The organism is Burkholderia sp. 3C (genome assembly GCF_054589155.1).
The window spans coordinates 543,236-567,710 of sequence record NZ_BAAILN010000044.1 but is presented as its reverse complement, the minus strand read 5'-3'; the positions used below and the strand labels follow the sequence as shown (position 1 = coordinate 567,710).

The 24,475-nt window shown below is 67.1% G+C and carries 26 protein-coding genes and 1 tRNA gene; 9 read left to right on the top strand and 18 right to left on the bottom strand.

The features are described from left to right. The 5 genes from ACYP33_RS08980 to hemN all read right to left on the bottom strand — a co-directional run. The coding region (locus ACYP33_RS08980) for a transporter substrate-binding protein (RefSeq protein ID WP_459621048.1) at positions 1 to 988 on the bottom strand (988 nt) is incomplete at its 3' end. Between the two features lie 480 nt (positions 989 to 1,468). Then, positions 1,469 to 1,792: a rhodanese-like domain-containing protein gene (locus ACYP33_RS08975; RefSeq protein ID WP_459621085.1), complete on the bottom strand. Its 324-nt coding sequence runs from the start codon at positions 1,790 to 1,792 to the stop codon at positions 1,469 to 1,471. A gap of 49 nt (positions 1,793 to 1,841) precedes the next feature. Next, on the bottom strand, positions 1,842 to 2,495 hold the full coding sequence (locus tag ACYP33_RS08970; protein ID WP_459621046.1) for a protein-L-isoaspartate O-methyltransferase family protein: 654 nt from the start codon (positions 2,493 to 2,495) through the stop codon (positions 1,842 to 1,844). 111 nt (positions 2,496 to 2,606) lie between these two features. Further along, a complete protein-coding gene (locus ACYP33_RS08965; protein ID WP_414444117.1) occupies positions 2,607 to 2,864 on the bottom strand; it encodes a hypothetical protein in 258 nt (85 codons plus the stop codon). 78 nt (positions 2,865 to 2,942) lie between these two features. Then, a complete protein-coding gene (gene hemN / locus ACYP33_RS08960) occupies positions 2,943 to 4,331 on the bottom strand; it encodes an oxygen-independent coproporphyrinogen III oxidase (protein ID WP_459621043.1) in 1,389 nt (462 codons plus the stop codon). A gap of 130 nt (positions 4,332 to 4,461) precedes the next feature. On the opposite strand from hemN, the gene ACYP33_RS08955 reads away from it, so the two are divergent. Further along, entirely contained in the window at positions 4,462 to 4,755 is a 294-nt protein-coding gene (locus ACYP33_RS08955) for a YkgJ family cysteine cluster protein (RefSeq protein ID WP_459621041.1), read from the top strand. Between the two features lie 12 nt (positions 4,756 to 4,767). Here ACYP33_RS08955 and ACYP33_RS08950 read toward each other — a convergent pair whose 3' ends face one another. Beyond that, positions 4,768 to 5,331 carry a hypothetical protein gene (locus ACYP33_RS08950; protein WP_414450208.1) on the bottom strand — a complete coding sequence of 188 codons (564 nt, stop codon included), beginning with the start codon at positions 5,329 to 5,331 and terminating at the stop codon, positions 4,768 to 4,770. 282 nt (positions 5,332 to 5,613) lie between these two features. Here ACYP33_RS08950 and ACYP33_RS08945 point away from each other — a divergent pair, with 282 nt between their 5' ends. Together ACYP33_RS08945 and ACYP33_RS08940 are read left to right on the top strand one after the other, a co-directional pair. After that, positions 5,614 to 6,201 (top strand): DUF1439 domain-containing protein, encoded by a 588-nt coding sequence (locus ACYP33_RS08945; protein ID WP_459621039.1) that lies wholly within the window; start codon positions 5,614 to 5,616, stop codon positions 6,199 to 6,201. A gap of 86 nt (positions 6,202 to 6,287) precedes the next feature. Further along, entirely contained in the window at positions 6,288 to 7,118 is an 831-nt protein-coding gene (locus ACYP33_RS08940; RefSeq protein WP_414444122.1) for an undecaprenyl-diphosphate phosphatase, read from the top strand. Positions 7,119 to 7,225: 107 nt separating this feature from the next. Here the strand turns inward: ACYP33_RS08940 and trmB are convergent, their stop codons facing one another. Both trmB and ACYP33_RS08930 read right to left on the bottom strand, forming a co-directional pair. Then, positions 7,226 to 7,993: a tRNA (guanosine(46)-N7)-methyltransferase TrmB gene (gene trmB / locus ACYP33_RS08935; RefSeq protein WP_459621037.1), complete on the bottom strand. Its 768-nt coding sequence runs from the start codon at positions 7,991 to 7,993 to the stop codon at positions 7,226 to 7,228. Between the two features lie 166 nt (positions 7,994 to 8,159). Continuing rightward, positions 8,160 to 8,234 (bottom strand) — tRNA-Gly (locus ACYP33_RS08930). A 139-nt stretch (positions 8,235 to 8,373) separates the two neighbouring features. Here ACYP33_RS08930 and crcB point away from each other — a divergent pair. Further along, positions 8,374 to 8,754 (top strand): fluoride efflux transporter CrcB, encoded by a 381-nt coding sequence (crcB, locus tag ACYP33_RS08925; protein WP_459621035.1) that lies wholly within the window; start codon positions 8,374 to 8,376, stop codon positions 8,752 to 8,754. Between the two features lie 70 nt (positions 8,755 to 8,824). Here the strand turns inward: crcB and ACYP33_RS08920 are convergent, their stop codons facing one another. Together ACYP33_RS08920 and ACYP33_RS08915 are read right to left on the bottom strand one after the other, a co-directional pair. Beyond that, complete coding sequence (locus tag ACYP33_RS08920) at positions 8,825 to 9,388, bottom strand: YggT family protein (RefSeq protein WP_414444125.1); 564 nt, start codon at positions 9,386 to 9,388, stop codon at positions 8,825 to 8,827. 80 nt (positions 9,389 to 9,468) lie between these two features. Then, positions 9,469 to 10,398: a Rossmann-like and DUF2520 domain-containing protein gene (locus ACYP33_RS08915; protein ID WP_459621033.1), complete on the bottom strand. Its 930-nt coding sequence runs from the start codon at positions 10,396 to 10,398 to the stop codon at positions 9,469 to 9,471. A 390-nt stretch (positions 10,399 to 10,788) separates the two neighbouring features. On the opposite strand from ACYP33_RS08915, the gene ACYP33_RS08910 reads away from it, so the two are divergent. Further along, positions 10,789 to 11,073 carry a hypothetical protein gene (locus ACYP33_RS08910; RefSeq protein ID WP_414444127.1) on the top strand — a complete coding sequence of 95 codons (285 nt, stop codon included), beginning with the start codon at positions 10,789 to 10,791 and terminating at the stop codon, positions 11,071 to 11,073. Positions 11,074 to 11,176: 103 nt separating this feature from the next. Here the strand turns inward: ACYP33_RS08910 and ACYP33_RS08905 are convergent, their stop codons facing one another. Continuing rightward, entirely contained in the window at positions 11,177 to 11,854 is a 678-nt protein-coding gene (locus tag ACYP33_RS08905; RefSeq protein WP_459621031.1) for a LysE family translocator, read from the bottom strand. Between the two features lie 86 nt (positions 11,855 to 11,940). Further along, complete coding sequence (locus tag ACYP33_RS08900) at positions 11,941 to 13,512, bottom strand: UbiD family decarboxylase (RefSeq protein ID WP_459621030.1); 1,572 nt, start codon at positions 13,510 to 13,512, stop codon at positions 11,941 to 11,943. Between the two features lie 578 nt (positions 13,513 to 14,090). Between ACYP33_RS08900 and ACYP33_RS08895 the strand changes: the two genes are divergently transcribed. Further along, on the top strand, positions 14,091 to 15,224 hold the full coding sequence (locus ACYP33_RS08895; RefSeq protein WP_459621028.1) for a transglycosylase SLT domain-containing protein: 1,134 nt from the start codon (positions 14,091 to 14,093) through the stop codon (positions 15,222 to 15,224). A 100-nt stretch (positions 15,225 to 15,324) separates the two neighbouring features. Here ACYP33_RS08895 and ACYP33_RS08890 read toward each other — a convergent pair whose 3' ends face one another. The 4 genes from ACYP33_RS08890 to ribBA form a co-directional block, all read right to left on the bottom strand. Next, a complete protein-coding gene (locus tag ACYP33_RS08890; RefSeq protein WP_459621027.1) occupies positions 15,325 to 16,518 on the bottom strand; it encodes a pyridoxal phosphate-dependent aminotransferase in 1,194 nt (397 codons plus the stop codon). A 69-nt stretch (positions 16,519 to 16,587) separates the two neighbouring features. Next, the gene (gene nusB, locus ACYP33_RS08885) at positions 16,588 to 17,019 is read right to left on the bottom strand and encodes a transcription antitermination factor NusB (RefSeq protein ID WP_414444132.1); all 432 of its coding nucleotides are present in this window, start codon (positions 17,017 to 17,019) and stop codon (positions 16,588 to 16,590) included. Then, positions 17,016 to 17,528, bottom strand: coding sequence for a 6,7-dimethyl-8-ribityllumazine synthase (ribH, locus tag ACYP33_RS08880; protein WP_414444133.1), 513 nt, complete (start codon positions 17,526 to 17,528; stop codon positions 17,016 to 17,018). Before ribH ends, nusB begins: the two co-directional genes overlap by 4 nt. A 61-nt stretch (positions 17,529 to 17,589) precedes the next feature. Beyond that, on the bottom strand, positions 17,590 to 18,717 hold the full coding sequence (ribBA, locus tag ACYP33_RS08875; protein ID WP_414444134.1) for a bifunctional 3,4-dihydroxy-2-butanone-4-phosphate synthase/GTP cyclohydrolase II: 1,128 nt from the start codon (positions 18,715 to 18,717) through the stop codon (positions 17,590 to 17,592). A 340-nt stretch (positions 18,718 to 19,057) separates the two neighbouring features. Here ribBA and ACYP33_RS08870 point away from each other — a divergent pair, with 340 nt between their 5' ends. Continuing rightward, a complete protein-coding gene (locus tag ACYP33_RS08870; RefSeq protein ID WP_414450201.1) occupies positions 19,058 to 19,702 on the top strand; it encodes a LysE family translocator in 645 nt (214 codons plus the stop codon). A gap of 37 nt (positions 19,703 to 19,739) precedes the next feature. On the opposite strand, the gene tatA is transcribed toward ACYP33_RS08870, so the two are convergent. Further along, complete coding sequence (gene tatA, locus ACYP33_RS08865) at positions 19,740 to 19,973, bottom strand: Sec-independent protein translocase subunit TatA (RefSeq protein ID WP_459621024.1); 234 nt, start codon at positions 19,971 to 19,973, stop codon at positions 19,740 to 19,742. Between the two features lie 276 nt (positions 19,974 to 20,249). Between tatA and ACYP33_RS08860 the strand changes: the two genes are divergently transcribed. Together ACYP33_RS08860 and ACYP33_RS08855 are read left to right on the top strand one after the other, a co-directional pair. Then, positions 20,250 to 21,506, top strand: coding sequence for a cupin domain-containing protein (locus ACYP33_RS08860; RefSeq protein ID WP_414444137.1), 1,257 nt, complete (start codon positions 20,250 to 20,252; stop codon positions 21,504 to 21,506). Between the two features lie 139 nt (positions 21,507 to 21,645). Continuing rightward, on the top strand, positions 21,646 to 22,950 hold the full coding sequence (locus tag ACYP33_RS08855; protein WP_414450198.1) for an Nramp family divalent metal transporter: 1,305 nt from the start codon (positions 21,646 to 21,648) through the stop codon (positions 22,948 to 22,950). Here the strand turns inward: ACYP33_RS08855 and ACYP33_RS08850 are convergent. Continuing rightward, positions 22,837 to 23,973 (bottom strand): LysR family transcriptional regulator, encoded by a 1,137-nt coding sequence (locus tag ACYP33_RS08850; protein WP_414444139.1) that lies wholly within the window; start codon positions 23,971 to 23,973, stop codon positions 22,837 to 22,839. The two genes, ACYP33_RS08855 and ACYP33_RS08850, sit on opposite strands and share 114 nt — an antisense overlap. Positions 23,974 to 24,475 lie beyond the last annotated feature (502 nt).

The window sequence follows — 24,475 nt, the reverse complement described above, 5'->3', positions numbered from 1 at the left end:
CGACGAAGGTCGCTTCCATCGGATCGTTCGTCACGCGCTTGGCGCCGCCCGGCAGGTTGTTCTTCTTGACCCAGTCCGCGAACATCGCCTTGAATTTCGCGTTCTCGGGATTGCGCAGCGACATGAAGTAGTTCCAGGCGGCCAGGTTGCCGACCAGCGGCTTGGTGTCGATGCCGCGCAGTTCTTCCTCGCCCACCGAGAACGCTACCACCGGCACGTCGGTGGCCTTGAGGCCCTGGTTGCCGAGTTCCTTGTAGAACGGCACGTTCGAATCGCCGTTGATGGTGGAGATCACGCAGGTCTTGCCGCCTTGCGAGAAGGTGCGGATGTTCGAGACGATGGTCTGGTAGTCGCTATGACCGAACGGCGTGTAGACCTCCTGAATATCGGCATCCTGAACGCCCTTCGATTTCAGGAACGCGCGCAGGATCTTGTTGGTCGTGCGCGGGTACACGTAGTCGGTGCCGAGCAGGAAGAAGCGCTTGGCCGCGCCGCCTTCGGCGCTCATCAGGTATTCGGTGGCGGGGATCGCCTGCTGGTTCGGCGCGGCGCCCGTGTAGAACACGTTGCGCGACATTTCCTCGCCTTCGTACTGCACCGGGTAGAACAGCAGGCCGTTCAGTTCCTCGAACACCGGCAGCACCGATTTGCGCGACACCGAGGTCCAGCAGCCGAACGTGACGGCGACCTTGTCCTGGGTGATCAGCCCGCGCGCCTTCTCGGCGAACAGCGGCCAGTTCGAGGCCGGATCGACCACCACCGGCTGCAACTGGCGGCCCATCACGCCGCCCGACTTGTTGATCTCCGCGATGGTCATCAGCGCGGTGTCCTTCAACGAGGTCTCGGAGATCGCCATCGTGCCCGACAGCGAATGCAGGATGCCGACCTTGATCGGACCTTTTTCATCCGCGTGGGCCAGCGGCAGGCGGCTTGCCAGCGTGAGTGCACCCGCCATCGATCCGATCTTCAACAGACTGCGACGCTTCATCGAGTTCCCCTTGACGTTGTTGGCTTGCGTGCGCCGATGCGGCGCCTCGGAAGCGAATAACGCAAGGCATGTGCCAGGGGCCGTGAAATCCTTGTACGGCGCGGCTCGACGTGTACGCGATGCCGCGCGCGGACGGTTGGGGTGAGGCGGCGCGTGGCGAGGGTGGTCCGTCGCGGTGCAGGCTGGCGGCCGTTCGTGGTGCATCGCGGGGCGATGCACGATGGCGGGTCATCGGGCCTTGGGCGTCGTGCAGGCAGCCCGCGCGTTGCACGATTGAGACGCATGGCGCGCACCGCGATGCGTCGCGGCGGCCCATTGGCTGGTCATGGGTGGGCTTGGCAGGCGGGCGTGACGGCGTATCGGCCAGGGAGCGGGCCGCAGATCGGTGCATGCCGCCTCGATCTGCCGGCTCCGCAAAGCACAACGCCGCAGCCTGGGGGGCTGCGGCGTTGCGAGAGAAGGCGGTGCGTCAGGTGGGGATCAGTAGCGCGGCACCGACGGATCGACATCGCGCGACCACGCGTCGATGCCGCCTTGCAGGTTGTAGATCTTCGTGAAGCCGCGCGATTCGAGAAGCATCGCGACCTGCGCGCTGCGCATGCCGTGATGGCAGAGGCAGACGATTTCGGCTTCGTCGTCGAGCTCCTCGCTGCGCGCGGGAATCTGCTGCATCGGGATCGACACGCTGCCCGCGAGGCTGGCGGTGGCGACTTCCCACGGTTCGCGCACGTCGAGCACGACGGGCGCGGGGCGGGATGCGTCGCCGAGCCATGCGGCCAGGGCGGGAGCGGTCAGGATTTGCATCGGCATGACGGTGTCGGGGTGAGGCGTGAGAGGAAGAGGTGCGACGCGATCAGAACCGGAAGCGCGACGGCTCCATCGCGTTGACGAGGTGATCGACGTAGGTTTCGAACACGTCGGCGACCCGGAACTGTTTATCATCGATGCGGGTGATGATCTGCGCCTTCATGACCGGGCGCGAGCCGACGAACGCCGCGAGCCGGCCGCCCACCTTCAGTTGCTCGAGCAACTCCTGCGGCACCACGGGCAGGCCGCCCGACACGCAGATCACGTCGTACGGGGCTTGCTCCGGCAGGCCGCGCGCGGCATCGGCCAGCACCACTTCGGCATTGGTCACGCCGTTGTCGCGCAAATTGTTGGTGGCGAACTGCACGAGATCCGGCGCGATGTCGACCGTCACCACGTGTTGGCCGCGATGAGCCAGCAGCGCAGCCATGTAGCCCGAGCCGGCGCCGATTTCGAGGATGGTTTCGTGCTTCTTGACGGCCAGTTCCTGCAGGATGCGGGCCTCGACGCGCGGCGCCAGCATCTTCTGGCCGCCGGGCAGCGGCAGTTCGAGATCGGCGAACGCGAGGTCGCGATAGACGCCCTGCACGTAGTGTTCGCGCTTGACGACCGACAGCAGGCTCAGGACCTCCGGGTCCAGCACTTCCCACGGCCGGATCTGCTGTTCGATCATGTTGAAGCGCGCATTTTCGATGTTCATGGTGGTCATGCCGCGAGGCGGCCGTCAGCGGGGAAATTAACTCGGCGATTGTACCAAACGAGCCGCGATTCGAGCGCCGGAACACGCCCGCGCCTTGCTGCGGCGCGGGTTTTAGCGCTTGGCGTTGCGGATCTTTTCCTCGAAGGCCTCATCGAGCTTGCTGGCCCTGCGCGGCGCGGGCGGCGCCACGCCGTTGACGAACTTGACGAACTCGTCGAGCGGCAGCGGCGCGCAGAGCTTTTCGGCCGTGCCGCTGGCGCGGTCGGTCAGATAGAACAGGTCGCCGGGCAGGCTGACGGCGGCGTAGCGCGCATTGCCCGTGCGGGTTTTCAGGCGTTCGACCGCGAGGGTCGCTTTGGTCGTGCGCATCGTGGCGGGGCGGGGATCGGCGGAAACCGCCACTGTAGCGCAGAAGGCCTCCGCCCGCCGACGGTCGGGGGCGGACGGTCAGACGGTTTTCGAGCAGCGCCCGGCGGTGGCGCCGGACAGGTAAGCGTCGAAGCACATCGCGATGTTGCGCACGAACAGCCGCCCGGCCGGGTGGATCGTCAGGCGGCGCGGCTCGATCGACAGCAGGCCGTCGCGCTCGAAATCGCGCAGCCGGGCCAGTTCGGGCGCGAAACGCTCGGCGAAGCGGATGCCGTACACGGTTTCCAGTTCGGCGAACGGCAACGAGAGATGGCACATCAGCCGCATGATCACGTCGCGCCGCAGGCGGTCGTCCGCGTTCAGCCTGACGCCGCGCGCGATCGGCAGCCGCCCCGCGTCGATCGCGGCGCTCCAGGCGGCGACGTCCTTCTCGTTCTGCACGTAGACATCGCCGACCTTGCCGATCGACGACATGCCGATGCCGATCAGATCGGTATCGGCGCACGTGCTGTAGCCCTGGAAGTTGCGTTGCAGCGTGCCGTTGCGCTGGGCCGCGACCAGCTCGTCGGTCGGCCGCGCGAAGTGATCCATGCCGATATAGACATAGCCGGCCTGCGTCAGCGTCTCGATCGCGAGGCCCAGCAGCGCGATGCGCGCGGCCGGCGTGGGCAGCGTGGCGTCGTCGATGCGGCGCTGCATCTTGAACAGGCCCGGCAGGTGCGCGTAACCGAACACCGAAATGCGGTCGGGCGCCAGTTCGATCACGGTGTCGAGCGTGTGCGCGAAGCTCGCGACCGTCTGCTTCGGCAGCCCGTAGATCAGGTCGACGCTGACCGAGCGATAGCCGATCAGCCGCGCCGCCGTGATCAGGCTCGCGGTGCGCTCGATCGGCTGCACGCGGTTCACGGCGCGCTGCACCTCGGGGTCGACGTCCTGCACGCCGAGGCTCAGGCGATTGAAGCCCTGCATGCGCAGGTGCGCGAGCGTGGCCGGGGTGGCCGTGCGCGGGTCGATCTCGATCGAGATTTCGGCTTCGTCGTCCGGCGCGATCGGGAACTGCGCGCGCGTGGCCGCCATCAGTTCGGCGATCTCGGGCTCGGACAGGAACGTCGGCGTGCCGCCGCCCCAGTGCAGTTGCGTGATCGTGCGCGACGGATCGAAGCGGGCCGCCTGCAACGCCAGCTCCTGCTTGAGCCGGTCGAGGTAGGGCCGCGCGTGCGCGTGGTTGCGGGTGGCGATGCGGTTGCAGCCGCAGTAGAAGCAGGCGGTGGCGCAGAACGGAATATGGACGTACAGCGACAGCGCGTTCGAGGCGCCCGGATCGGCTGCGGCGCGTGTGTAGTCGGCGACGTCGAAGCGATCGTCGAACTGCAGCGCGGTGGGGTACGACGTGTAGCGCGGGCCGTTCGCCGCATATTTCGCGAGCAGATCGGGGCGGAACAAGGGGGCGGGGGAACAGGACGTCATGAGGTAGACCGACAGGCGACGAGCGACGCGGTTCAGTCTAGTCGCTGCCGGTGATAACGAGATAGGCCGATATCGTCGAAGTTTGCGATGGCACAATGCCGGTTTGCATTGGCAGGGAAGGCGGGAAAACGTGGAAGCGGCAGGACAATCAGGGTCGGACAACGCACATGCGTGCCGCGCGGGATGCGGCGCGTGCTGCACCGCGCCATCGATCACGAGCCCGATCCCGGGCATGCCGAACGGCAAGCCGGCCGGCACCCCGTGCATCCAACTGGACGCGGCGCTCAACTGCCGGATCTTCGGGCAGCCCGAGCGGCCGGCCTGCTGCTCGGGCCTGCAGCCGTCGGCCGAGATGTGCGGTGCAAGCCGTCACGAGGCGATGGCGTGGCTCACCCAACTCGAGGTGCTGACCGCGCCGCGTTGAATGCCCAAGGCGCTACATCAGCGAGTGCTCGAAGAAGTTGGGCACCTGGCCCGCGCCGATCTTGCGCTCCCAGATATCGAGCCACGCCGCGCCGGCGGGCCAGAAGCCGCGGCAGCGCATCAGATAGTCGAGCACGGGGATGGCCTCGCCTTCGCGCAGCAACGCCTTGGCCAGTTGCATCGTCGGCCCGAAGCTGGCGAGTTGCGGCGAGCCGGGCGTGGCGGCCGAGGCCAGCAGTGCGGTCACGGCGAGGCCGTGACGGTGCGGGTCGTCGCGCAGCGCCAGCAGGCCCAGCACCGTATTGCCGAGATGCACCGCGTTGCCGTGGTTCCAGGCGGCCGGGTGGCGTGGCGCGAGTGCGAGGCTTTCCTCGGCGTGCGCCCGTGCTTCCGCGTAGAGCCCGAGATGGAACGCGGCGGCCGCCGCACGCGGCAGGCGGTCGAAGCGCTCGTCCTCCGACGCCGCGCTGGCCAGCTTGGCCAGCCGCACGGGCGCGCGACTCAGCGCCAGTTCGACGAGCGCGGCTTCGATCTCCGCGGTGAAGGGCACGAGTTCCGACGCTTCTTCATAAGTCATGTCCCCTCCAGTGACGCCGCGCGATGCGTGTCGCGCGGCCGCTCCGCAGATGCCGGCGTGGCGATTGTCGCGCTGCGCGGGCGCCGCGTCGAGCCGTTGCGCTACCGACCGACCGGCGTGCCTTCCGGCGATCGGCCGTTGCGGATGCGTCGGGGGGCGTCATGCTAGGCTTGTGCCCCCGGGCCTGCGGCGGCATTACCACGTCGCGGCGGGCCGCAATGCAATCCGAGGGCGGGGCCGCGGCGCGCGGTCGCCCGGCTCGCCGGCCGCAGGAGAATCCGCATGAATCCATCGCGCGCAAGCGGCCGTCGCCGCTTCGTGACCGCCGCGTTTGCGGCATTGGGCGTATCCGTGTCGCTGGCCGCATGCGCCGCGACGCCCACGTTTCCGTTCATCCCCAATCACTACACGTTCTCGCGCGGCGACGTGCAGCGCGCGGTGGCGCGCAAATTCCCGTATCAGCGCACCGTGTCGCAGGTGTTCGACGTCGCGCTCGCCAACCCGGCGGTGGGCATGCTACCCGAGCAGAACCGCATCGCCGTGCAACTCGACGCGCATTTCACCAGCCCGTTCCTGCGCGAACCGGTCAGCGGCACGTTTACCATTTCCGCACAACTTGCCTACGACTCGGCCAGCCTGTCGGTCGTGCTGCGCGCGCCGGCCGTCGACAGCGTCAACCTCGCGGGCGACGCGCAGACCTACGCGCCGCAGGTCGGACAAGCCGCAGGCCTGCTCGCCACGCAGTTGCTGACCAACTATCCGATCTACACGTTCAAGCCCGATCAACTGCAATTTGCCGGGGTTCACTACGAACCCGGTACAATTACGATCCTTACAAACGGCATACGCGTCGAAATCGTCGAAAAGTGACGATTCCGGTCGTGCGGCCGGCCGGGCCGCGCGTTGTCGTGATGGGGGGCGGCCCGTTTCCTGCAACTCTGACGAACGGGCCCACGATGGACTGGATACTGATCTGCAAGGCGCTGATACTCGGCGTCGTCGAAGGACTGACCGAATTTCTACCGGTGTCGAGCACCGGCCACCTGATCGTTGCCGGCAGCTTTCTCAATTTCAATGCGGATCAGGCGAAGACCTTCGACGTCGTGATCCAGTTCGGCGCGATCCTCGCCGTCTGCTGGGAATATCGCCGCCGGATCGGCACGGTGATCGCGGGGCTGCCGTCGCGGCCCGAGGCGCGGCGCTTTGCGCTGAACGTGGTGATCGCCACGCTGCCGGCCATCGTGCTGGCGCTGCTGTTCGAGAAGGCCATCAAGCGCGTGCTGTTCTCGCCGGTGCCGGTGGCGTTCGCGCTGGTGGCCGGCGGCGCCGTGATCCTCTGGGCCGAGTCGCGGCAGCGCGAACGCCGCGAGCCGGCGCGCGTGATGTCGATCGATGCGCTCACGCCGCTCGACGCGCTGAAGGTGGGCATCGCGCAATGCTGCGCGCTGATTCCGGGCGTGTCGCGCTCGGGCTCGACCATCATCGGCGGGATGCTGGCCGGGCTCGACCGGCGCGTCGCCACCGAGTTCTCGTTCTTCCTCGCGATCCCGATCATCTTCGGCGCCACGTTCTACGAAACGGTGAAGGACTGGCACGCGTTCTCGGTCGATTCGATCGGGCTGTTCGCGGTGGGGATCGTGGCGGCGTTTGTCAGTGCGTTCGCCTGTGTGCGCTGGCTGCTGCGCTATGTGGCCTCGCACGATTTCACGGCGTTCGCGTGGTACCGGATCGTGTTCGGCTTGCTGGTGTTGCTGGTGGGATATAGCGGCTGGCTGAACTGGAGCTGAAGCGGCCTGGCGGGATAAAAAAACGGCAACGCGTCGAACGATGCGTTGCCGTTTTTTCATGCGGATTCGTTTCGGAATCCTGGCGATCCTGCCGTGCGTCGCGTTCGTTATGCGCCGATGCGCTTGCGGAACACCAGATCCCACACGCCGTGGCCGAGACGCAGGCCGCGCCGCTCGAACTTCGTGATCGGGCGGTAGTCGGGGCGCGGCGCGTAGCCGTCGGCCGTGTTCTCGAGATGCGGATCGGCGGCCAGCACGTCCAGCATCTGCTCGGCGTAGTTCTGCCAGTCGGTCGCGCAGTGAAGGTACGCGCCCGGCTTCAGGCGCGACACCAGTTGCGCGACGAACGGCGGCTGGATCAGGCGGCGCTTGTGATGACGCGCCTTGTGCCACGGATCGGGGAAGAAGATATGCACGCCGTCGAGGCTGTCCGGCGCGAGCATGTTCTCCAGCACCTCGACCGCGTCGTGCTGGATGATGCGGATGTTCGTCAGGCTCTGCTCGCCGATCAGCTTGAGCAGCGCGCCCACGCCGGGCTCATGCACTTCGACGCCGAGGAAATCGTCGTCGCGGCGATGCGCGGCGATCTCCGCCGTGGAGGCGCCCATGCCGAAGCCGATTTCGAGAATGCGTGGCGCATCGCGGTTGAACACCGCGGCCCAGTCGGGCTGTTCGGGCGCGTACGGCACCACGTAGCGCGGGCCGAATTCGTCGAGCGCGCGGCGCTGGCCCGTCGACACGCGGCCGGCGCGCGTCACGAAGCTGCGGATGCGGCGCAGGCGCAGCGGGTTGTCGTCGTCGGACGGCGTGTCGGGCGTGGCATCGTCGGGCGTGCCGTCTTGCGGCAGGCCGGTGTCGTCGGGAGTGTGGCTCATGGTGTTCTGAATGGGCGAATCGCGCCGGTGCGCAGCACCGCGGCGCCGCACGTTCGGCCGGACGGGGCGTGGCCCGGATGCCGGTACGAAAAAGCCGCCTTCGGTGAGGCGGCTTCGCGCGGGGTTCGGGCCGAAGCTGGGCGCCGAGATTGCGATACGGGGATGCTGGAGCGGGCGATGGGAATCGAACCCACGTCATCAGCTTGGGAAGCTGAGGTAATGGCCATTATACGACGCCCGCAGAACGCGAGATTTTACAGGGATTTGCCCCGGCAGGGCAAGCCCGCGATCCCGGGTGCGATCCCGCCATGCATTGCCACCTCCGCCCCTCAGCGCCTACAGTGACGCCACTCGTCATCTTCTCCGCCCAAGGATTCCCCGTGTTCCCCTCGATCGTTGCGATCTTCGTCGGCGCCGGCCTCGGCGCCTTGCTCCGCTGGGGCTTGAGCCTCGCCTTGAACCTGATCGTGCCGGATTTGCCGCTCGGCACGCTGGCCTCGAACCTGATCGGCGGCTATCTGATCGGCGTCGCGATCGTCTTTTTCGGTGCGAAGGCCGGCCTTGCGCCCGAGTGGCGGCTGTTCGTGATTACCGGCTTCATGGGTGGCCTGACGACGTTCTCGACCTATTCGGCCGAAGTCATCACGCATGTCGTCGACGGGCGGCTCGGCTGGGCGGCAGCGGTTGCCTTCGTGCATCTGCTCGGCTCGTTCGCGCTGACCTTCCTCGGCATCTGGACCGCCCGCACCTGGCTGGTCTGAGCCGCGGCAATAAAAAAGCGCCGCTCAAGGGCGGCGCTTTTCTTTGCGTGCGACAAACCACCATCGACGCCTACAGCGTCAACATCGTCATCGAAATCGTCGCACGCGTCACGACCATCAGCAGCACCTGCACGATCACGAACAGCAGGATCGGCGACAGATCCATGCCGCCGATGCTCGGCAGCACGCGGCGCAGCGGGTTGAGCAGCGGCGCGGTCAGCGGGAACAGGATCGCCATCGCGGGCGAGCGGGGGTTCAGCCAGGACAGCAGTGCCATCAGGATGGTCATCCACAGCACCAGGTTCAGCGCCCATTTCACGACGGTCAGCAGCGCGACGATCGCGAGCGTGGGCAGGATCGACATCACGTCGAAGCCGCCCAGCGACAGCATCAGCACGACATAGACGAACGCGGTGACGACCGCGGCCACCACGCTGGCCCAGTCGATGCCGCGCGTGCCGCTGATCACGCGGCGCAGCGGCAGCACGAGCCAGTTGGTCGCCTGCAGGACGGCCTGCGTGACGGGGTTGTACGGCGGTACGCGTACCGCCTGCATCCAGGCGCGCAGCAACAGGGCGGCGCCGAATAGCGTGAACAGGGTATTGATCAGAAAGCGGGCGATCTCGCCGAGCATCGTTGGAATCCTTGTCAGACAGTCGGGTAGCGTGGCATGCGGCCGCCATCGGGCAGCGACCTGCATCGGGCGTCACATTATCACGGCTCGCGGCCATCGGGGGCGGCCTCGGAGAGCCGCGCGGCCAGCAGCGCCTCGACGCTGCGTCCGACCGCGTCGAGCCCGGCCGGCGGCACGGCACGCTGGCCGGCGAGTTCGACGGCGCGGCGCGTCATCAGCGCGTACAGCGTGGCGTGGTCGCCGCCGAGCGCATCGAGCAGCGTCAACTGCTTCGCGACGATGCCCGCGTCGCCGCGCGACACCGGCCCGGCCAGCGCGTTCGCGAGGCCCTTGTCGCGGCCGGTCTCGATGGTGCCGGCGAGCATCGGCAGCAGCGCGCGCAGCGCATCGGCCTCGTCGATGCCGAGCGTGCGCCAAAGCGACACGGCCTCGGCCAACCCGCACAGCGCGAAGCTGGCCGCGTAATTGGCGGCGGCGTGATACAGCATGCGGCCGCCGGCCGGAATCGCGAGCGGATGGCAGCCGAGCGCGACAACAAGCGCGTCGAGCACGGGGCGCAGCGTGCCGTCGGCCTCGATCGTCACGGAGCAGCCGGTGATCCGTTCGAGATCGGCGTCGCCGCCACCGAACAGATAAAGCGGGTGGAAGCCGCCCGTCTGCACCTGCTGGTCGCGCGCGGGCGCCAGCAATTCGACGCTCGACGCGCCGCTGCAATGCACGAGCGCCTGCGATGGCGCGCGCGCCGGATCGAAGCGCAACGATGCGGCGATGGGGCCGATGCCGTCGTCGGAAACGGTCACGAAGATCAGGTCGGCCGCCTCGACCACCGCCTGCGGGGTGGCGGCGGCCGTACAGCCGTCGATCGTGGCGGCCAGCGCTTCGGCCGAAGCCGGCGTGCGGCTCGCGATGGCCGTGACCGGAAAGCCGGCCTGCGCGAAACGGCGTGCGAGGCAGCGGGCGAGCCGGCCGGCGCCGATGAAACCGAGACGGGGAGTGGACGGGAGCGGCATGGCAAGGGGGCGGAAAGTCGGCAGGGCGTCAGTATCCTGCATTTGAACGTACAGCCGGATGAGACGGCCCGGCGCGCAAGCCGTGTCGCCGAGGTCAGAATTTGTAATCAATCATTACCGAGCGGCTTGAATCTTCGGCTTTATCTATCGGAAATCCTGACCGATTTGCCGGCTTCATCGCGCAATCCGCTCCGGCGCACGTGCCTGGCAGGCCATGGCAGGGCGCGGAATGTCGCGCCGGGCGTGGTGCGAACCGGCACGGCAATTGCAATTTGCAACAAATGCGGTTGGCCCGCGGGAGGGGTTTTCGCTACATTGGATCCCGTACCGCAGCGCATTCGTCGCTGTTCATGTGGCGGCCAAATCGAACCTGCCGCCAGGAGAACCGAAGTGAAAAAACTCGTTCCGTTCATCGCTGCCGCCGCGCTCGGCCTGGGTGTTGCAAGCGCCGCCGAGGCCCACGTTTCGATCGGCGTCGGGATCGGCCTGCCGATCGCCCCTGCGTATCCGGTCTATGCCGCGCCGCCGCCGGTTGTCTACGCGCCGCCGCCGCCGGTCGTCTATGCGCCGGCCCCGGCCTACTACGGCCCGCCGCCGGTCGTCTACGGTGGTGGCTACTATGGCCGCCCATACTGGCATCACTACCATCACGGCTACTACGGCCGTCACTGGTAAGCATCGCTCGCGCGCCTGACCGGCGCGCGCCAACGCGCGGCGCGACACGGAACACCGTGCCGCGCCGTTTGTTTTTGCGTGAACGAAAGACGGGGCGGATGCCTCAGGCGGCCGCGTGCACGATCAGGTCGCGATAGCCGCCGACGATCACGCTATATGAGAAGTACGCGAACAGCAGCGCCGACACGACGTGGCAGGCGCGCATCAGGCCCGCGCCCGCGCGCTTGCGGCCCTGGCTGGCGAGGCCGCACAGGAACAGCGTCCAGGCGAGGCCGCCGAGAAAGAACCCGCTCAGGAACACCGAGGCCGTGACCGGCGTGGTCGCGCCGGCCTTGGCGATCAGCGCGCCGCCAACGGCGGCGAACCACAGAATGGCCGATGGCGACGACATCGCCAGCAGCATGCCGCGCAGGAAGCTGCGCGGGGCGCTTGCCTTGGCCGCACCCGATGCGGCGGCGGCCTCGCCGGCCTCGGCCGGCTTCGGCGGAAACAGCGCCTCACTCGCCATCTTCCAGGTCAGAAACAGCAGCACCGCACCGCCGCCGAGCCAGACCACCCAGCGCACCGCCTCGAATTGCAGCAGCACGGCCATGCCGGCCAGCGCGAGTGCGGCATAGGCGAGATCGCCGAAGCAGGAGCCGAGGCCGAGCCAGAAGCCCGGCTTGAAACCGTGCGACAGCGTCAGCGAGAGGATCGCGACGTTGACGAGGCCGATGTCGAGACACAGCGACAGCGACAGAAAAAAGCCGTCGGACAGCATCGAGGCAGAGGGAAGCGCCATTTTTTCGTTCAGTGCGTGGGCGGATTGGTATGCAAACGTAACGCGGTGGGCGGCGCGGCCTTGGCCGCGCGCCGTCCACCGGGCGATCAGCCCAGGCCGATCTCGGTCCAGAGCGTGTCGACGCGCGCCTTGACGGCGGCATCCATCTCGATCGTGCGGCCCCATTCGCGCTGGGTTTCGCCGGGCCACTTGTTGGTGGCGTCGATGCCCATCTTCGAGCCGAGGCCGGCGACGGGCGAGGCGAAGTCGAGGTAATCGATCGGCGTGTTGTCGACCAGCACGGTGTCGCGCACCGGATCGACGCGCGTCGTGATCGCCCAGATCACTTCCTTCCAGTCGCGGATATCGACGTCCTCGTCCACCACCACGATGAACTTCGTATACATGAACTGCCGCAGGAAGCTCCAGACGCCGAACATCACGCGTTTCGCGTGGCCGGCGTAGCTCTTCTTCATCTGCACGATCGCCATCCGGTAGCTGCATCCCTCGGGCGGCAGATAGAAATCGGTGATCTCGGAGAACTGCTTCTGCAACAGCGGCACGAACACTTCGTTGAGCGCGACGCCGAGCACGGCCGGCTCGTCGGGCGGTTTGCCGGTGTAGGTCGAGTGATAGATGGCATCGCGGCGCATCGTGATGCGCTCGACGGTGAACACGGGGAACCACTCCTGCTCGTTGTAATAGCCGGTGTGATCGCCGTACGGGCCTTCGAGCGCGTGCTCGTAGGCGGCCGCGCCGCGCGTGCCGGTCGGGCGCGGCGGCGCACCGGCCGGCGCCGCGTCGGGCTCGCCCTGCTGCGGGTAGATGAAGCCTTCCAGCACGATCTCGGCGCGGGCGGGCACCTGCAGCGTGTCGACGCCGGGCGTCAGGCACTTCGCCAGTTCGGTGCGCGCGCCGCGCAGCAGGCCGGCGAATTGATACTCGGACAGCGAATCGGGCACCGGCGTGACGGCGCCGAGCGTGGTGGCCGGGTCCGCGCCGAGCACGACGGCGACCGGGTAGGGCTTGCCGGGGTTGGCCAGCGCGAACTCGCGGAAATCGAGCGCGCCGCCGCGATGGGCGAGCCAGCGCATGATCAGTTTGTTGCGTCCGATCAGTTGCTGGCGATAAATGCCGAGGTTCTGGCGCGTCTTGTTCGGGCCGCGCGTGACGGTCAGCCCCCACGTCAGCAGCGGGCCGGCGTCGCCGGGCCAGCAGGTCTGGATCGGCAGCTTCGCCAGATCGACATCGTTGCCTTCCCAGACGATTTCCTGGCACGGCGGCGACGACACGGTTTTCGGCGCCATGTCCCACACGGCCTTGGCCAGCGACAGCAGCTTGCCGGCGTCGGCGAGGCGCTTGGGGGGCTCCGGCTCCTTCAGCGCGGACAGCAGGTGGCCGATGTCGCGCAGCGAGGTGAGGGCCGAGCCGTCGTCGGCGCGGTCCGCATCCACCCCCATGCCGAGCGCGACGCGGCGCGGCGTGCCGAACAGGTTGCCGATCACCGGAAACTGGTAGCCGGTGGGCGAGTCGAACCGCAGCGCCGGGCCGCCGACACGCAATACCCGGTCGCACAGCTCGGTCATTTCGAGGACGGGCGAGACGCTCTGGCTGACCCGTCGCAGCTCGCCCAAGCCCTCGAGGCGTTCGGTAAAATCTCGTAAGTCTTTGTATTTCATGGAAATATTGGCATCGACCGCACGCGGCGGCGGGGTGCATTGACGACGCGGCGCGCCGAAAAACGAGCCCCGATTCTACCCGGGCGACCGTTTTATCGAGCGCGAACCGCAAATTTGTTAAGCGCCCGTGAAACCCAGACAGCGCGCGGCTTTTCGATCCGCGACGTAACAAATCATTACTTTTTGTTATGATTTGCGGACTTTATAGTGTTGACGATCTATAAAACCCTCCCTAGAATCCGCTCACATTGTTCGCCGGACCCCCTGGCAGACAGCCAGTCCGCTCCGGTCTACCCGACGCTCCGCGTCGCCGTCCGCCGCGACGAAACGGCATGTGACGGTTGTTTTTCGTCCTAGCCAGCGCCTTAGCGACGCTGGTTTTTTGCGTGGAAGCCACCGCGCGTCACCTTGCCCGCCGGGCATTGTTCTCGTGACCGCCCTGGCCCCCGAACGGTACTCATACCGTTTCTCCGACGTCGCAGCCCCATCCGGGCCCGCGGTGTCCTGATTCCGCGGTTTCGCGTCCTTCTCGCTTCGAGTCGAGCGAGCCGCACGAGTCATGTTCATGGGAGATCTGAATGAACGCTTGGTTATCGTGGCGTCCCAACGAACGGCACGCGCAGTTGCTGCGCGACGTGCTGCGTCGGGGGACGCGTGTCAGTCACCACCTTTTCAGCATCGTCGGCGGCTGCGCCGTGCTCGTCGCGTTGGCGCTCTGGATGTTGCCGAACGCGCGCGGCACCCTGGCCGCCAAGCTGATGCCCGTGCTGTCGGCCGCCGTCAAGGCTGGCCCCGCGCGGCTGCTGTCCGGGCACCCGCTGCCCGCCTTCGGCCCCGGCAATGCCGATACCGATGACGATATCGATACCGACGGCCAGGTGTCGCCGGTGTCCTACCAGCCCGCCACGGCGGATCTGGGCGCCAGCGACGCGGCCGCCCTGGCCACCGCGGAAGCTGTGCGCAACGGCCAGTCGCCGGTCACGCTGGCGAAGCTGATCCCGATCCAGCGCGTCGCCGCCGATGCCCGCAGCGACCGCATCTACAGCAGCCGCGAGCAGGCGCTCGTCGCCACCTACCTCGCGCGCCGCTATCACGTCGCCCAGGAGGCGGTCGGCCGGCTCGTGACGGCCGCGTTCGACACCGGCCGTGACGTTGGCCTCGATCCCTTGCTGCTGCTGTCGGTGATGGCGATCGAATCGGGCTTCAATCCGTACGCCGAAAGCGGCGCAGGCGCCCAGGGCCTGATGCAGGTGATGTCGAAGATCCATTCCGACAAGTTCGAATACGCGGGCGGTACCGACGCGGCGCTTCGCCCCGTGGTCAACCTGCAGGTCGGCGCGCTGGTGCTGAAGGACTGCATCGCCCGCGGCGGCTCGCTGCAGGGCGGCCTGCGCCTCTACAACGGAGTGACCGGCCCGGACGACGGCGGCTACAGCGCCAAGGTGCTCGGCGAACGCGTCCGCCTGCGCGATGTGTCGCGCGGCCGCAATGTGTCGATCTACGCGCCGCTGTCGACGCCGGTCACGACGACGGCCTCCACCGCGGCCCCGGCGGCCAGCCCGAAGCGCGTGCAAGCCACGCTCGACGGCGCGCATCCGCTGACGATCAAGGCCGGCGCACCGGCCGAACCGAAGCCGGCCGCACCGCCGCAAGCGGACGCCAGCGCCGAGACCGGCGTGAAGCACGACGGTTCGTCGGAAGTCGGGACCTGATCGCGGGTTGCCGCAGCCATAAAAAACGGGGCGCTGTCGAGCGCCCCGTTTTACTTTGTCCCGCCAATTGCAACTTTCTGTTTCGCCGGGCCGGTGGCGTTCAGCCGCCGAACAGCGTCCGCAAGCGCGCGACGGCTTCCTCGATCCGCCCGTAGGCGGTGGCATACGAGAGCCGGATATAGTCGCGCGGCGCATGCGAACCGAAATCCATCCCCGGCACCAGCACCACGCCCGCGTCCTGCAGCATCGCATCGACGAGCTTCGCGCTGTCGCCGGCGGCGGGATGCGCCACCTTGGCGCAGCGTGCGTATACATAGAAGGCGCCGTCCGGCTTCACGGGCACCTCGAAGCCGAGCGATTCGAGCGCCGGCACGATGTAGTCGCGGCGGCGCATGAATTCGAGGCGGCGCGTTTCATAGATGGCCAGCGTATCGGCCTCGAAGCAGGCCAGCGCCGCGTGCTGGGCCAGCGCCGAGGCGCAGATGAACAGATTCTGCGCCAGTTTCTCGAACACGCCGACCAGCGCCGGCGGCACCACCAGCCAGCCGAGCCGCCAGCCCGTCATGTTGAAGTACTTCGAGAAGCTGTTGACGGTGATCGCGTCGTCGCTGAAAGACAGCGCCGAGACGGGCGGGCCGTCGTAGCTGAGGCCCTGGTAGATCTCGTCGATGATCGCGAAGCCGCCGCGCTCGCGCACGGCGCCGAGAATCCGGCCGAGTTCGTCGGGCGCGAGCGAGGTGCCGGTCGGGTTCGACGGCGAGGCGAGCAGTACGCCGCGCGTGCGGTCGCCCCAGCGTTCGCGCACGTCGTCGGCGGTGAGCTGGAAGCGCGCTTCGGGGCCACTCGGCACCAGCACCGGCCGGCCTTCGGCGGCGGCCACGAAGTGGCGGTTGCACGGGTACGACGGGTCCGGCATCAGCACTTCGTCGTCACGGCCGACCAGCGCAAGGCAGGCCAGCAGCAGCGCGGCCGATGCGCCGGCCGTCACGACAATGCGCTCGGGCGCGATCGTCAGGCCGTAGGTGCGCATGTAGTGCGCGGCAATCGCCTGGCGCAGCGGCGCGATGCCGAGCGCGCTGGTGTATTGCGTCACGCCGCGCCGCATCGCGGCGGCGGCCGCTTCGATCACTGGCTCCGGCGCCGTGAAATCCGGCTCGCCGATGCTCATGTGGATCACGTCGCGGCCCGCTTGTTCGAGCAGCGCGGCCTGCTTGACGACTTCCATCACATGGAACGGCTGGATCGCGTCGACGCGCGACGCCAGCCGGATCAGCGATTCGGCGGCAGTATTCATGGCGGAGAAAACCAGAAGTGGAAAAGAGGGCGGGCGCCGTAGCGCCCGCGGGAGTGCCTTTCGGCGATATCAGCGGCGCGCGACGGCTTCGTCCGGACGCAGCTTGACGGCCAGCTTGTCGAGTACGCCATTGACGTACTTGTAGCCGTCCGAGCCGCCGAACGTCTTGGTCAGCTCCACGGCCTCGTTGATGATGACGCGGTACGGCGTTTCGATCTGATGCTTCAGCTCAAACGTCGCGGCCAGCAGCACCGCGCGTTCGACGGGCGACAGTTGCTCGATCGGGCGATCGAGGTTCGGCGTCAGCGCGGCGGCGAGATCCACGTGTTCGCGGATCACGCCGTACAGGATGGTTTCAAGCAGTTCGCGGTCGGCCTTGTCGTAACCCTGCGCGCCGCGCAACTGCGCGTCGATCTCGCCGGTGGACGCGTTCGACAGCAGCCATTGATACAGGCCCTGCGTCGCCAGTTCGCGCGATTGTCGGCGTGCACTCTTCTTCATTCGTTTTCCTCTTCTTCGTCTTCGTCCTCTTCTTCCTCGTCGTCGCTCAATTGGTCGAGCGTCATCGTGAGGTTGGCCATCTCGACGGCCGTGCGGGCCGCGTCGCGGCCTTTTTCGGTCATGCGGGCGATGGCCTGCTCGTCGTTCTCGGTGGTCAGCACGGCGTTGGCGATCGGCGTGTTGAAATCGAGCGCGATGCGCGAGATGCCGGCGCCGCTTTCGTTCGAGACGAGTTCGAAGTGGTAGGTTTCGCCGCGGATCACGGCGCCGAGCGCGATCAGCGCATCGAATTGGTTGCTTTCGGCCAGCTTTTGCAGCGCCAGCGGGATTTCGAGCGCACCGGGCACGGTGACCAGCAGCACGTCTTCGCCGGTCACGCCGAGGCGTTCGAGCTCCTCGACGCACGCATCGGCCAGGCCGTTGCAGACGGGCTCGTTGAAGCGCGACTGCACGATGCCGATGCGCAGGCCTTCACCCTCGTGATTCGGTTGGTATTGTCCGATTTCCATGTTCATTCCGTGGTTGGGTTCAGCGTGGTTGGGAGCGGCGGGTCAGTCGGTTGCGTGGAACTCAGACCTCGGACGCCGCGCCGCCAGGCATCGGCACGAAGCCCGTCACTTCGAGACCCCAGCCCGACATGCTGCCGAGCTTGCGCGGGTTCGCGAGCACCTGCATCTTGCCGACGCCGACGTCGCGCAGAATTTGCGCGCCGATGCCGAACGTCTTGAAATCGACCGGGCGGCGCTTGAGCACCGCGGCCTTTTCTTCCTCGTCGAACGCGCGGAACACGTCGACGAGATGCTCCTTGTTGTCGCCGCAATTGAGCAGCACCACCGCGCCGAGGTCGCGCGCGGCGATTTCCTTCATCGCCGCGTCGAGCGTCCACGAGTGCGTGGAGGTGCTGGTTTCGAGCAGGTCGAGCACCGACAGCGGCTCGTGCACGCGCACCGGCGTGTCGACGTCCGGCGAGGGCGTGCCGCGCACCAGCGCGATGTGCGGCGAGCCGGTGGGCTTGTCGCGGTACAGCACGGCCTGGAACGCGCCGTGGGCCGTTTGCATGGTGCGCTCGGCCACGCGCTCGACGATCGATTCGGTGCGGCTGCGGTAGTGGATCAGGTCGGCGATCGTGCCGATCAGGATGCCATGCTGCTCGCCGAACGCGATCAGGTCGGGCAGGCGCGCCATCGAGCCGTCGTCCTTGATCACTTCGCAGATCACGGCGGCCGGCGTGAGGCCCGCGAGCGCCGTCAGGTCGCAACCGGCTTCGGTATGGCCGGCGCGCACCAGCACGCCGCCCGGTTGCGCCATGATCGGGAACACGTGGCCCGGCTGGACGATCTGGTCGGCGCGCGTGTCGCGTGCGACGGCCGTGGCGATGGTGTGCGAACGGTCCGCCGCCGAGATGCCGGTGGTGACGCCTTCGGCTGCCTCGATGCTGACTGTGAACGCGGTGCCGTACTGCGTGCCGTTGCGGTAGGTCATCAGCGGCAGGTTCAGGTGCTTGCAGCGTTCCTGCGTCAGCGTCAGGCAGATCAGGCCGCGGCCGTAGCGGGCCATGAAGTTGATCGCTTCCGGCGTGACGAAATCGGCGGCGAGGATCAGGTCGCCTTCGTTTTCGCGGTCTTCCTCGTCGACGAGGATCACCATGCGGCCGGCTTTCAGCTCGGCGATGATGTCGGGCGTGGAGGCGAGCTTCATATCGGAAAAAGGGAGTCCGCTGGGGAAAAGCGCTATTTTACGTCACGGCGGGCCGGCTGCCTTGGAAATTGGGCCGCGTGGGGTCGCGTGAAGGGCCGCGTGACGGGCCGCGTGTGAGGCCGTTCATGGGGCCACGGCGCCGGCCGGCCCGCGCACCGGCTTTCGTGGGCCGCGCGAGCCCGGTGCTAGGCGGCGGCGCGCGTCCCGCGCCGGCGTGGCATGATCGGCGCTGGCGGCCTTGCCGGCTCGTCGCGGCTGCCGTGGCTGGCTGCCATGAGCGGCCGCCGTCGCGGCTGTTCCGGCCCCACCATTCCCGCCCATTCGCCTTCCGGAGATGCCGATGTCCGCCCACACCTGGTTGCTGTTCGCCTTCGCCTATCTGCTGACCACGCTGACGCCCGGCCCGAACGTGCTGCTCGTGATCCGCAACACGGTGCGTCACGGCGCGCGCGGCACGGTCGTGTCGATCGCCGGCAACCTGTTCGTGCAACTGGTGGTGGTGTCGCTGGTGGCGCTCGGCGTCGGCGCGATCCTGGCCGCCATGCCGCCGCTGTTCATTGCGCTGAAGCTGGCCGGGGCGGCCTATCTGATCTTCATCGGCATCCGGCAATGGCGCGACGCCGGGCGGCCCGTGGCGGCCGGCGCCGAAGCGGGCGGGGCGCCGGGCACGGCCGTGCCGGTCAGCCGCTGGCGGCTGCTGCGCGAATCGATGATCGTGGCCGGCAGCAACCCGAAGACGATGATCTTCCTGTCCGCGTTCATGCCGCAGTTCGTCGATCATCAACGCTCGCTGCCGCTGCAGTTCACCGAGATGTACCTGACCATCGCGCTGACGGTGCTGGTGGTGCACGCGATCTATTCGACCGGCGTGCGCCATCTGCACGGGCGCCTGCGCGCGAGCCGAGCGGTGGCGGCGATGCGGCGCACGACCGGCCTCGTGTTCGTCGGCTTCGGCGTGGAACTGCTGACGGCGAAGCAGCCGTGATGCATCTCGTGATGCGCCCGGTGCCTGCGCGCCGCGTTCAGGATTGCGCGGCCGGGCGCTTCGCCTGAACGTCCAGCGCGGCGTCGTTCGAGACGGCCGCTTGCGCGAGCGCCTCGGGTGCGGCTGTCGCTTCGTCTTCCTTGATCCCCTCCTTGAAGCCCTTGATCGCGCCGCCCAGATCGGTGCCGAGGCTGCGCAGTTTCTTCGTTCCGAACACCAGCGACACGATCGCCAGGACGATCAGCCAATGCGTCATGCTGAGGCTACCCATGTTCACACTCCTTGCGTTTGCTTCCGTTTGAATTGAACCGCGCGTTGCACCGGTTCGAACACCAGCGCATGCGCAAATCCTATGTGCGATCGGCGCGGCGATCCATCAAACCTGCTTATGCACTCGCCAAGAATTCCTGATTGTTCATCCTGAGCTTGCGTCCCTAGTATTGGCGTCACGGAGCAGACAGCAAGGTTCCGATCGATCGACAGCGCCGCGTGCCAAGCGCCGCGAGAGCCGATCCTCATCAGGAAAAGATATTCAGGAGAACAGAGCATGACCGATATGAAACGTCGCAGTGTGCTGGTCGGCGCGGCAGCAGGGGCCGTCGCGATGGGTGCCGCCGTGGCCGCCAAGGCCGCCGAATTCGGCAACCCCGACACGCCGCCGCAAGGCGCGATCAACTCCACGCCGGCCGCGCTGTCCGAGCCCGGCCCGCAGAATCCGCAACTGCGCGACGTGCTGCCGTCGTTCAACAATCCGCCCGCGACCGACGTCGGCGGCATGCCGATTCCGTGGGCCTCGTTCAATCTCGCCCACAAGCGTATCCAGGCCGGCGGCTGGGCGCGCGAAGTGACCACCAAGGCGTTCCCGATCTCGAAGGACATCGCCGGCGTGAACATGCGCCTCGGGCCGGGCGGCGTGCGCGAACTGCATTGGCATCAGCAGGCCGAGTGGGCAATCATGGTCAGCGGCCAGGTGCGCGTGACCACCATCGACACCAAGGGCCGCGCCGAAGTGGCCGACGTGGCGGCCGGCGACATCTGGTATTTCCCGCCGGGCCTGCCGCACTCGCTGCAGGGCCTGGGCGACAACGGCGGCGAATTCGTGCTGGCCTTCGATAACGGCTCGTCGGGCGAATTCAACACGTTGATGGTGTCCGACTGGTTCGCCCACACGCCGCCGGACATCCTCGCGCAGAACTTCGGCGTGCCGGCCGAGAAGTTCAAGGAGATCCCGCTCGAACAGCTGTGGATCTATCAAGGCGCGAAGGCCGGCCCGCTCGCCGCCGATCAGGCCTACTGCGCGTCGCCGGCCGGTCGCCCCGATCATCCGTTCATCTTCCGCATGGGCGCGATGGCGCCGACCATCTCGAATGCCGGCGGCGAAGTGCGCATCGTCGACAGCCGCAACTTCCCGGTGTCGAAGACGGTGGCCGCGGCGCTCGTGACGGTCAAGCCGGGCGGCCTGCGCGAAATGCACTGGCACCCGGACAACGACGAATGGCAGTACTTCATCAAGGGCTCGGCGCGCATGACGGTGTTCAACACCGGGCCGGCCGCGCAAACGGTGGACTTCAACCCGGGCGATGTGGGCTACGTCGAGAAGAATCTCGGCCACTACATCAAGAACACCGGCAAGGAGGACCTGGTGTTCCTCGAGATCTTCAAGTCGGATCACTTCTCGGAGATCACGCTGTCGCAATGGCTGGCGAACGTGCCGAGACAGTTGCTGCGCGAGCATCTGCGCGTCGATGACGAGACGCTCGATGCGATCCACCGCCTGAAGGACCGGCGCGACGTGCTCGCCTGAGCCGCCGGCTGCCGCAGCGGTGACGTGCGCGTGCGAGCAGGCTCGACGCCTGCCGCACGACGCGCGGCTGCTCGCTTCCTCGTTGTTTGTCGTTATTGAAATCCAGCACATTCGCAAGAATTCGCAAGAGGCTCTCACCATGCCGATGGCACTCAAACGCACCGCCAGCCAGGCCTTGTCCGGCACGACGACCGCCGACGCCGTTTCGGCGATGCGCGACACGCTCGACAACGAACGGCGCGGCCTGCGCGCGCTGCTGCCGTTCGCGGGGCCGGCGGTGATCGCGTCGGTCGGCTACATGGACCCGGGCAACTTCGCCACCAATATCCAGGCCGGCTCCACCTATGGCTACGACCTGCTGTGGGTGGTGATGCTGTCGTCGCTGGTGGCGATGCTGTTCCAGGCGATGTCCGCCAAGCTCGGCATCGTGACCGGCCGCAGCCTGGCCGAAGTGTGCCGCGACGAATTCCCGAAGCCGCTCGTGATCGCCATGTGGATCGGCTCCGAGATCGCCGCGATCGCCACCGACCTGGCCGAATTCATGGGCGCGGCGATGGGCATCTCGCTGCTGTTTCATCTCGCGCTGGCCTGGGGGCTGCTGATCACCGGCATCGTGACGGTGGGCATCCTGTCGCTCGACAAGAAGGGCTTTCGCCCGCTCGAACTGGTGATCGGCGCGTTCATCGCCGTGATCGGCCTCAGCTATCTGGGCGAGCTGTTCATCGCGCCGCCCGATTGGCATGCGGCGATCTTTCATACCTTCGTGCCGCAACTGCACGGCAGCCAGGCACTGATGCTGGCCGTGGGGATCGTCGGCGCGACCATCATGCCGCACACGATTTATCTGCACTCCGGATTGACGCAGAACCGCGCGCCGGCACGCAACGACTATCAACGCCGCCGCCTGGTGCGCTTCTCGAATCGCGAGGTATGGATCGCGCTGGGCCTGGCCGGGTTCGTGAACATGGCGATGGTGGCGATGTCCGCCTCGGTGTTCAGCAAGAGCGCGCCCGGCATTGCCGACATCGCGGCGGCGTATCACACGCTGACGCCCGTGCTCGGCGCCGGTGCCGGCGTGCTGTTTCTTGTTTCGCTGCTGGCCTCGGGCATCTCCAGCTCGGTGGTGGGCACCATGGCCGGGCAGAACATCATGCAGGGCTTCGTGGGCTTTCGCACGCCGGTCATGGTGCGCCGCCTGATCACCATCGTGCCGGCCGTGATCGTGTGCCTGACCTGCGACCCGATGCACGCGATGATCGACAGCCAGATCGTGCTCAGCATCGTGTTGCCGGTGCCGCTGATCGCTCTCGTGGTGCTGTCGTCGCGTCGTTCAGTGATGGGCAGTTTTGCCGCGAGCCGCAAGATTGTCGTCGTGGCGGGCTTCGCCACCGCCGTGATTCTCGCCTTGAATATCGCCCTGGTCTGGCAGGCTGTCGTCGCGTAACAGGGCGCGGGTGCGCAGCGCGACGTCGAGGCTCGCCGTACTCGCGACGGGCCGCGCCGGCCCCGAAGCATAAGCGGAGCGTCGAAGCGCCATGTCAGCCTGCACCTTGTCGATCCCCGTGATGTGTTCGAGCCGCGCGCTGCCTTCGGTCAGAAGGAATTCGCGGAAATGGACGGCCGCCGGCGGCAGATGGCGGTCGGCGCGATGGACCACGCACCAGTTGCGCTTGCGCGGAAAGCCCTGCACGTCGAGCACCGCGAGCAGGCCGGCGCGCAGTTCGGATTGAACCGTCTGCTTCGGCAGCAGGCTGATGCCCATGCCGGCCATCACCGATTGCTTGATTGCCTCGGCGCAGCCGATCTCCATGAAGCGCGGGGCGTACGGTTGGCCGCGAAAGCTGTCGTCGGCGGCGCTGCGCGTGTCGGTGCCGCTCTCGCGCACCAGCAGGCACTCCTGAGCAATGCGCGAGCGGGCGATGTCGCGCACGCCGGCCAGCGGATGATCGGGCGTCGCCACCAGCACGAACGGATTCGGCGCGAACGGCTCGGCGACGATGGCGGCGTCGTCCGGCGCCTGCACCATCACCGCGAGATCGAGACTATCGCTGCGCAACTGGGCGACCAACTGGTCGCGGCTGCGCACCGACATGTCGAGATCGACGCCGGGCTTCTGCTGCATGAACGCGCCGATCAACTGCGGGAAGAAGTAGCTGCACGAGGTGATCAGGCCGACGCGCAGGCGCTGCGCGCTGCCGGTCTTCAGGGTGGCGAACGATTGCTCGGCGGCTTTCAGATCGGCGAGGATCGCGAGGCTGTGACGCAGCATCAGCTCGCCGGCATCGGTCAGCGCGATGCGCTTGCCGACATGGCTGAACAGCGACACGCCGGCGTGATCCTCCATCTGCTTGATCTGCATCGAGACGGCGGGCTGCGTCAGATGCAGATCTTCGGCCGCACGCGAAAAGCTCAAATTGCGCGCAACACTTTCGAAAGTCTTGAGTTGGCGAATTGTTATGTTTTTCATATGAAGCCGTGTCTCCTATTGGGGAACGTGTTTCATGCCTCTTTGAATGATGCCGGGGCAGCTGCACCGAAGTGTAATCCCGCTGCGGAATTTCGGCTTGCAGGGGAACACCCGCGCTTGCGATGAGCGGGATGACATGCAGGTCTGAGAAATCACGAGAAAACACCGGGGAAAATGGCGTTTTTGCGATTCCGGGAGGGGGAGGGCGGCGATGCGGAACTGCGCGACACAATAGTTGGCAATGCTGACGATTGCCAATGAGTATATGAAATGAAAATGCAGAAATGACGATGTCGGACGGTTGAAAGTACAACGCAAGGACGCTGAAGAAGCGGCCTTGCGTCATGCGTCTTACTTGGTCATGTAGAACAGCGCGTCGGCGGCTGCCTTGCGCGAGGCGGCGGTGTCGGCCGGCGTGGGAGGGGGGGCTGCTGCGGGGGCGGCTTTCGAGGGCGCGGTGCTGGCCGTGTTCGCCGCTTCGATGGCGGGTGCAGCCGGCGTT

What these genes read in the sequence shown, in the direction of transcription:
- ACYP33_RS08975 (WP_459621085.1), bottom strand. Translation starts at nt 1,792, where the DNA reads ATGCAAATCCTGACCGCTCCCGCCCTGGCCGCATGGCTCGGCGACGCA.
- ACYP33_RS08970 (WP_459621046.1), bottom strand. Translation starts at nt 2,495, where the DNA reads ATGAACATCGAAAATGCGCGCTTCAACATGATCGAACAGCAGATCCGG.
- ACYP33_RS08965 (WP_414444117.1), bottom strand. Translation starts at nt 2,864, where the DNA reads ATGCGCACGACCAAAGCGACCCTCGCGGTCGAACGCCTGAAAACCCGC.
- hemN (WP_459621043.1), bottom strand. Translation starts at nt 4,331, where the DNA reads ATGACGTCCTGTTCCCCCGCCCCCTTGTTCCGCCCCGATCTGCTCGCG.
- ACYP33_RS08950 (WP_414450208.1), bottom strand. Translation starts at nt 5,331, where the DNA reads ATGACTTATGAAGAAGCGTCGGAACTCGTGCCCTTCACCGCGGAGATC.
- ACYP33_RS08945 (WP_459621039.1), top strand. Translation starts at nt 5,614, where the DNA reads ATGAATCCATCGCGCGCAAGCGGCCGTCGCCGCTTCGTGACCGCCGCG.
- ACYP33_RS08940 (WP_414444122.1), top strand. Translation starts at nt 6,288, where the DNA reads ATGGACTGGATACTGATCTGCAAGGCGCTGATACTCGGCGTCGTCGAA.
- trmB (WP_459621037.1), bottom strand. Translation starts at nt 7,993, where the DNA reads ATGAGCCACACTCCCGACGACACCGGCCTGCCGCAAGACGGCACGCCC.
- ACYP33_RS08920 (WP_414444125.1), bottom strand. Translation starts at nt 9,388, where the DNA reads ATGCTCGGCGAGATCGCCCGCTTTCTGATCAATACCCTGTTCACGCTA.
- ACYP33_RS08915 (WP_459621033.1), bottom strand. Translation starts at nt 10,398, where the DNA reads ATGCCGCTCCCGTCCACTCCCCGTCTCGGTTTCATCGGCGCCGGCCGG.
- ACYP33_RS08905 (WP_459621031.1), bottom strand. Translation starts at nt 11,854, where the DNA reads ATGGCGCTTCCCTCTGCCTCGATGCTGTCCGACGGCTTTTTTCTGTCG.
- ACYP33_RS08900 (WP_459621030.1), bottom strand. Translation starts at nt 13,512, where the DNA reads ATGAAATACAAAGACTTACGAGATTTTACCGAACGCCTCGAGGGCTTG.
- ACYP33_RS08895 (WP_459621028.1), top strand. Translation starts at nt 14,091, where the DNA reads ATGAACGCTTGGTTATCGTGGCGTCCCAACGAACGGCACGCGCAGTTG.
- ACYP33_RS08890 (WP_459621027.1), bottom strand. Translation starts at nt 16,518, where the DNA reads ATGAATACTGCCGCCGAATCGCTGATCCGGCTGGCGTCGCGCGTCGAC.
- nusB (WP_414444132.1), bottom strand. Translation starts at nt 17,019, where the DNA reads ATGAAGAAGAGTGCACGCCGACAATCGCGCGAACTGGCGACGCAGGGC.
- ribH (WP_414444133.1), bottom strand. Translation starts at nt 17,528, where the DNA reads ATGGAAATCGGACAATACCAACCGAATCACGAGGGTGAAGGCCTGCGC.
- ribBA (WP_414444134.1), bottom strand. Translation starts at nt 18,717, where the DNA reads ATGAAGCTCGCCTCCACGCCCGACATCATCGCCGAGCTGAAAGCCGGC.
- ACYP33_RS08870 (WP_414450201.1), top strand. Translation starts at nt 19,058, where the DNA reads ATGTCCGCCCACACCTGGTTGCTGTTCGCCTTCGCCTATCTGCTGACC.
- tatA (WP_459621024.1), bottom strand. Translation starts at nt 19,973, where the DNA reads ATGGGTAGCCTCAGCATGACGCATTGGCTGATCGTCCTGGCGATCGTG.
- ACYP33_RS08860 (WP_414444137.1), top strand. Translation starts at nt 20,250, where the DNA reads ATGACCGATATGAAACGTCGCAGTGTGCTGGTCGGCGCGGCAGCAGGG.
- ACYP33_RS08855 (WP_414450198.1), top strand. Translation starts at nt 21,646, where the DNA reads ATGCCGATGGCACTCAAACGCACCGCCAGCCAGGCCTTGTCCGGCACG.
- ACYP33_RS08850 (WP_414444139.1), bottom strand. Translation starts at nt 23,973, where the DNA reads ATGAAAAACATAACAATTCGCCAACTCAAGACTTTCGAAAGTGTTGCG.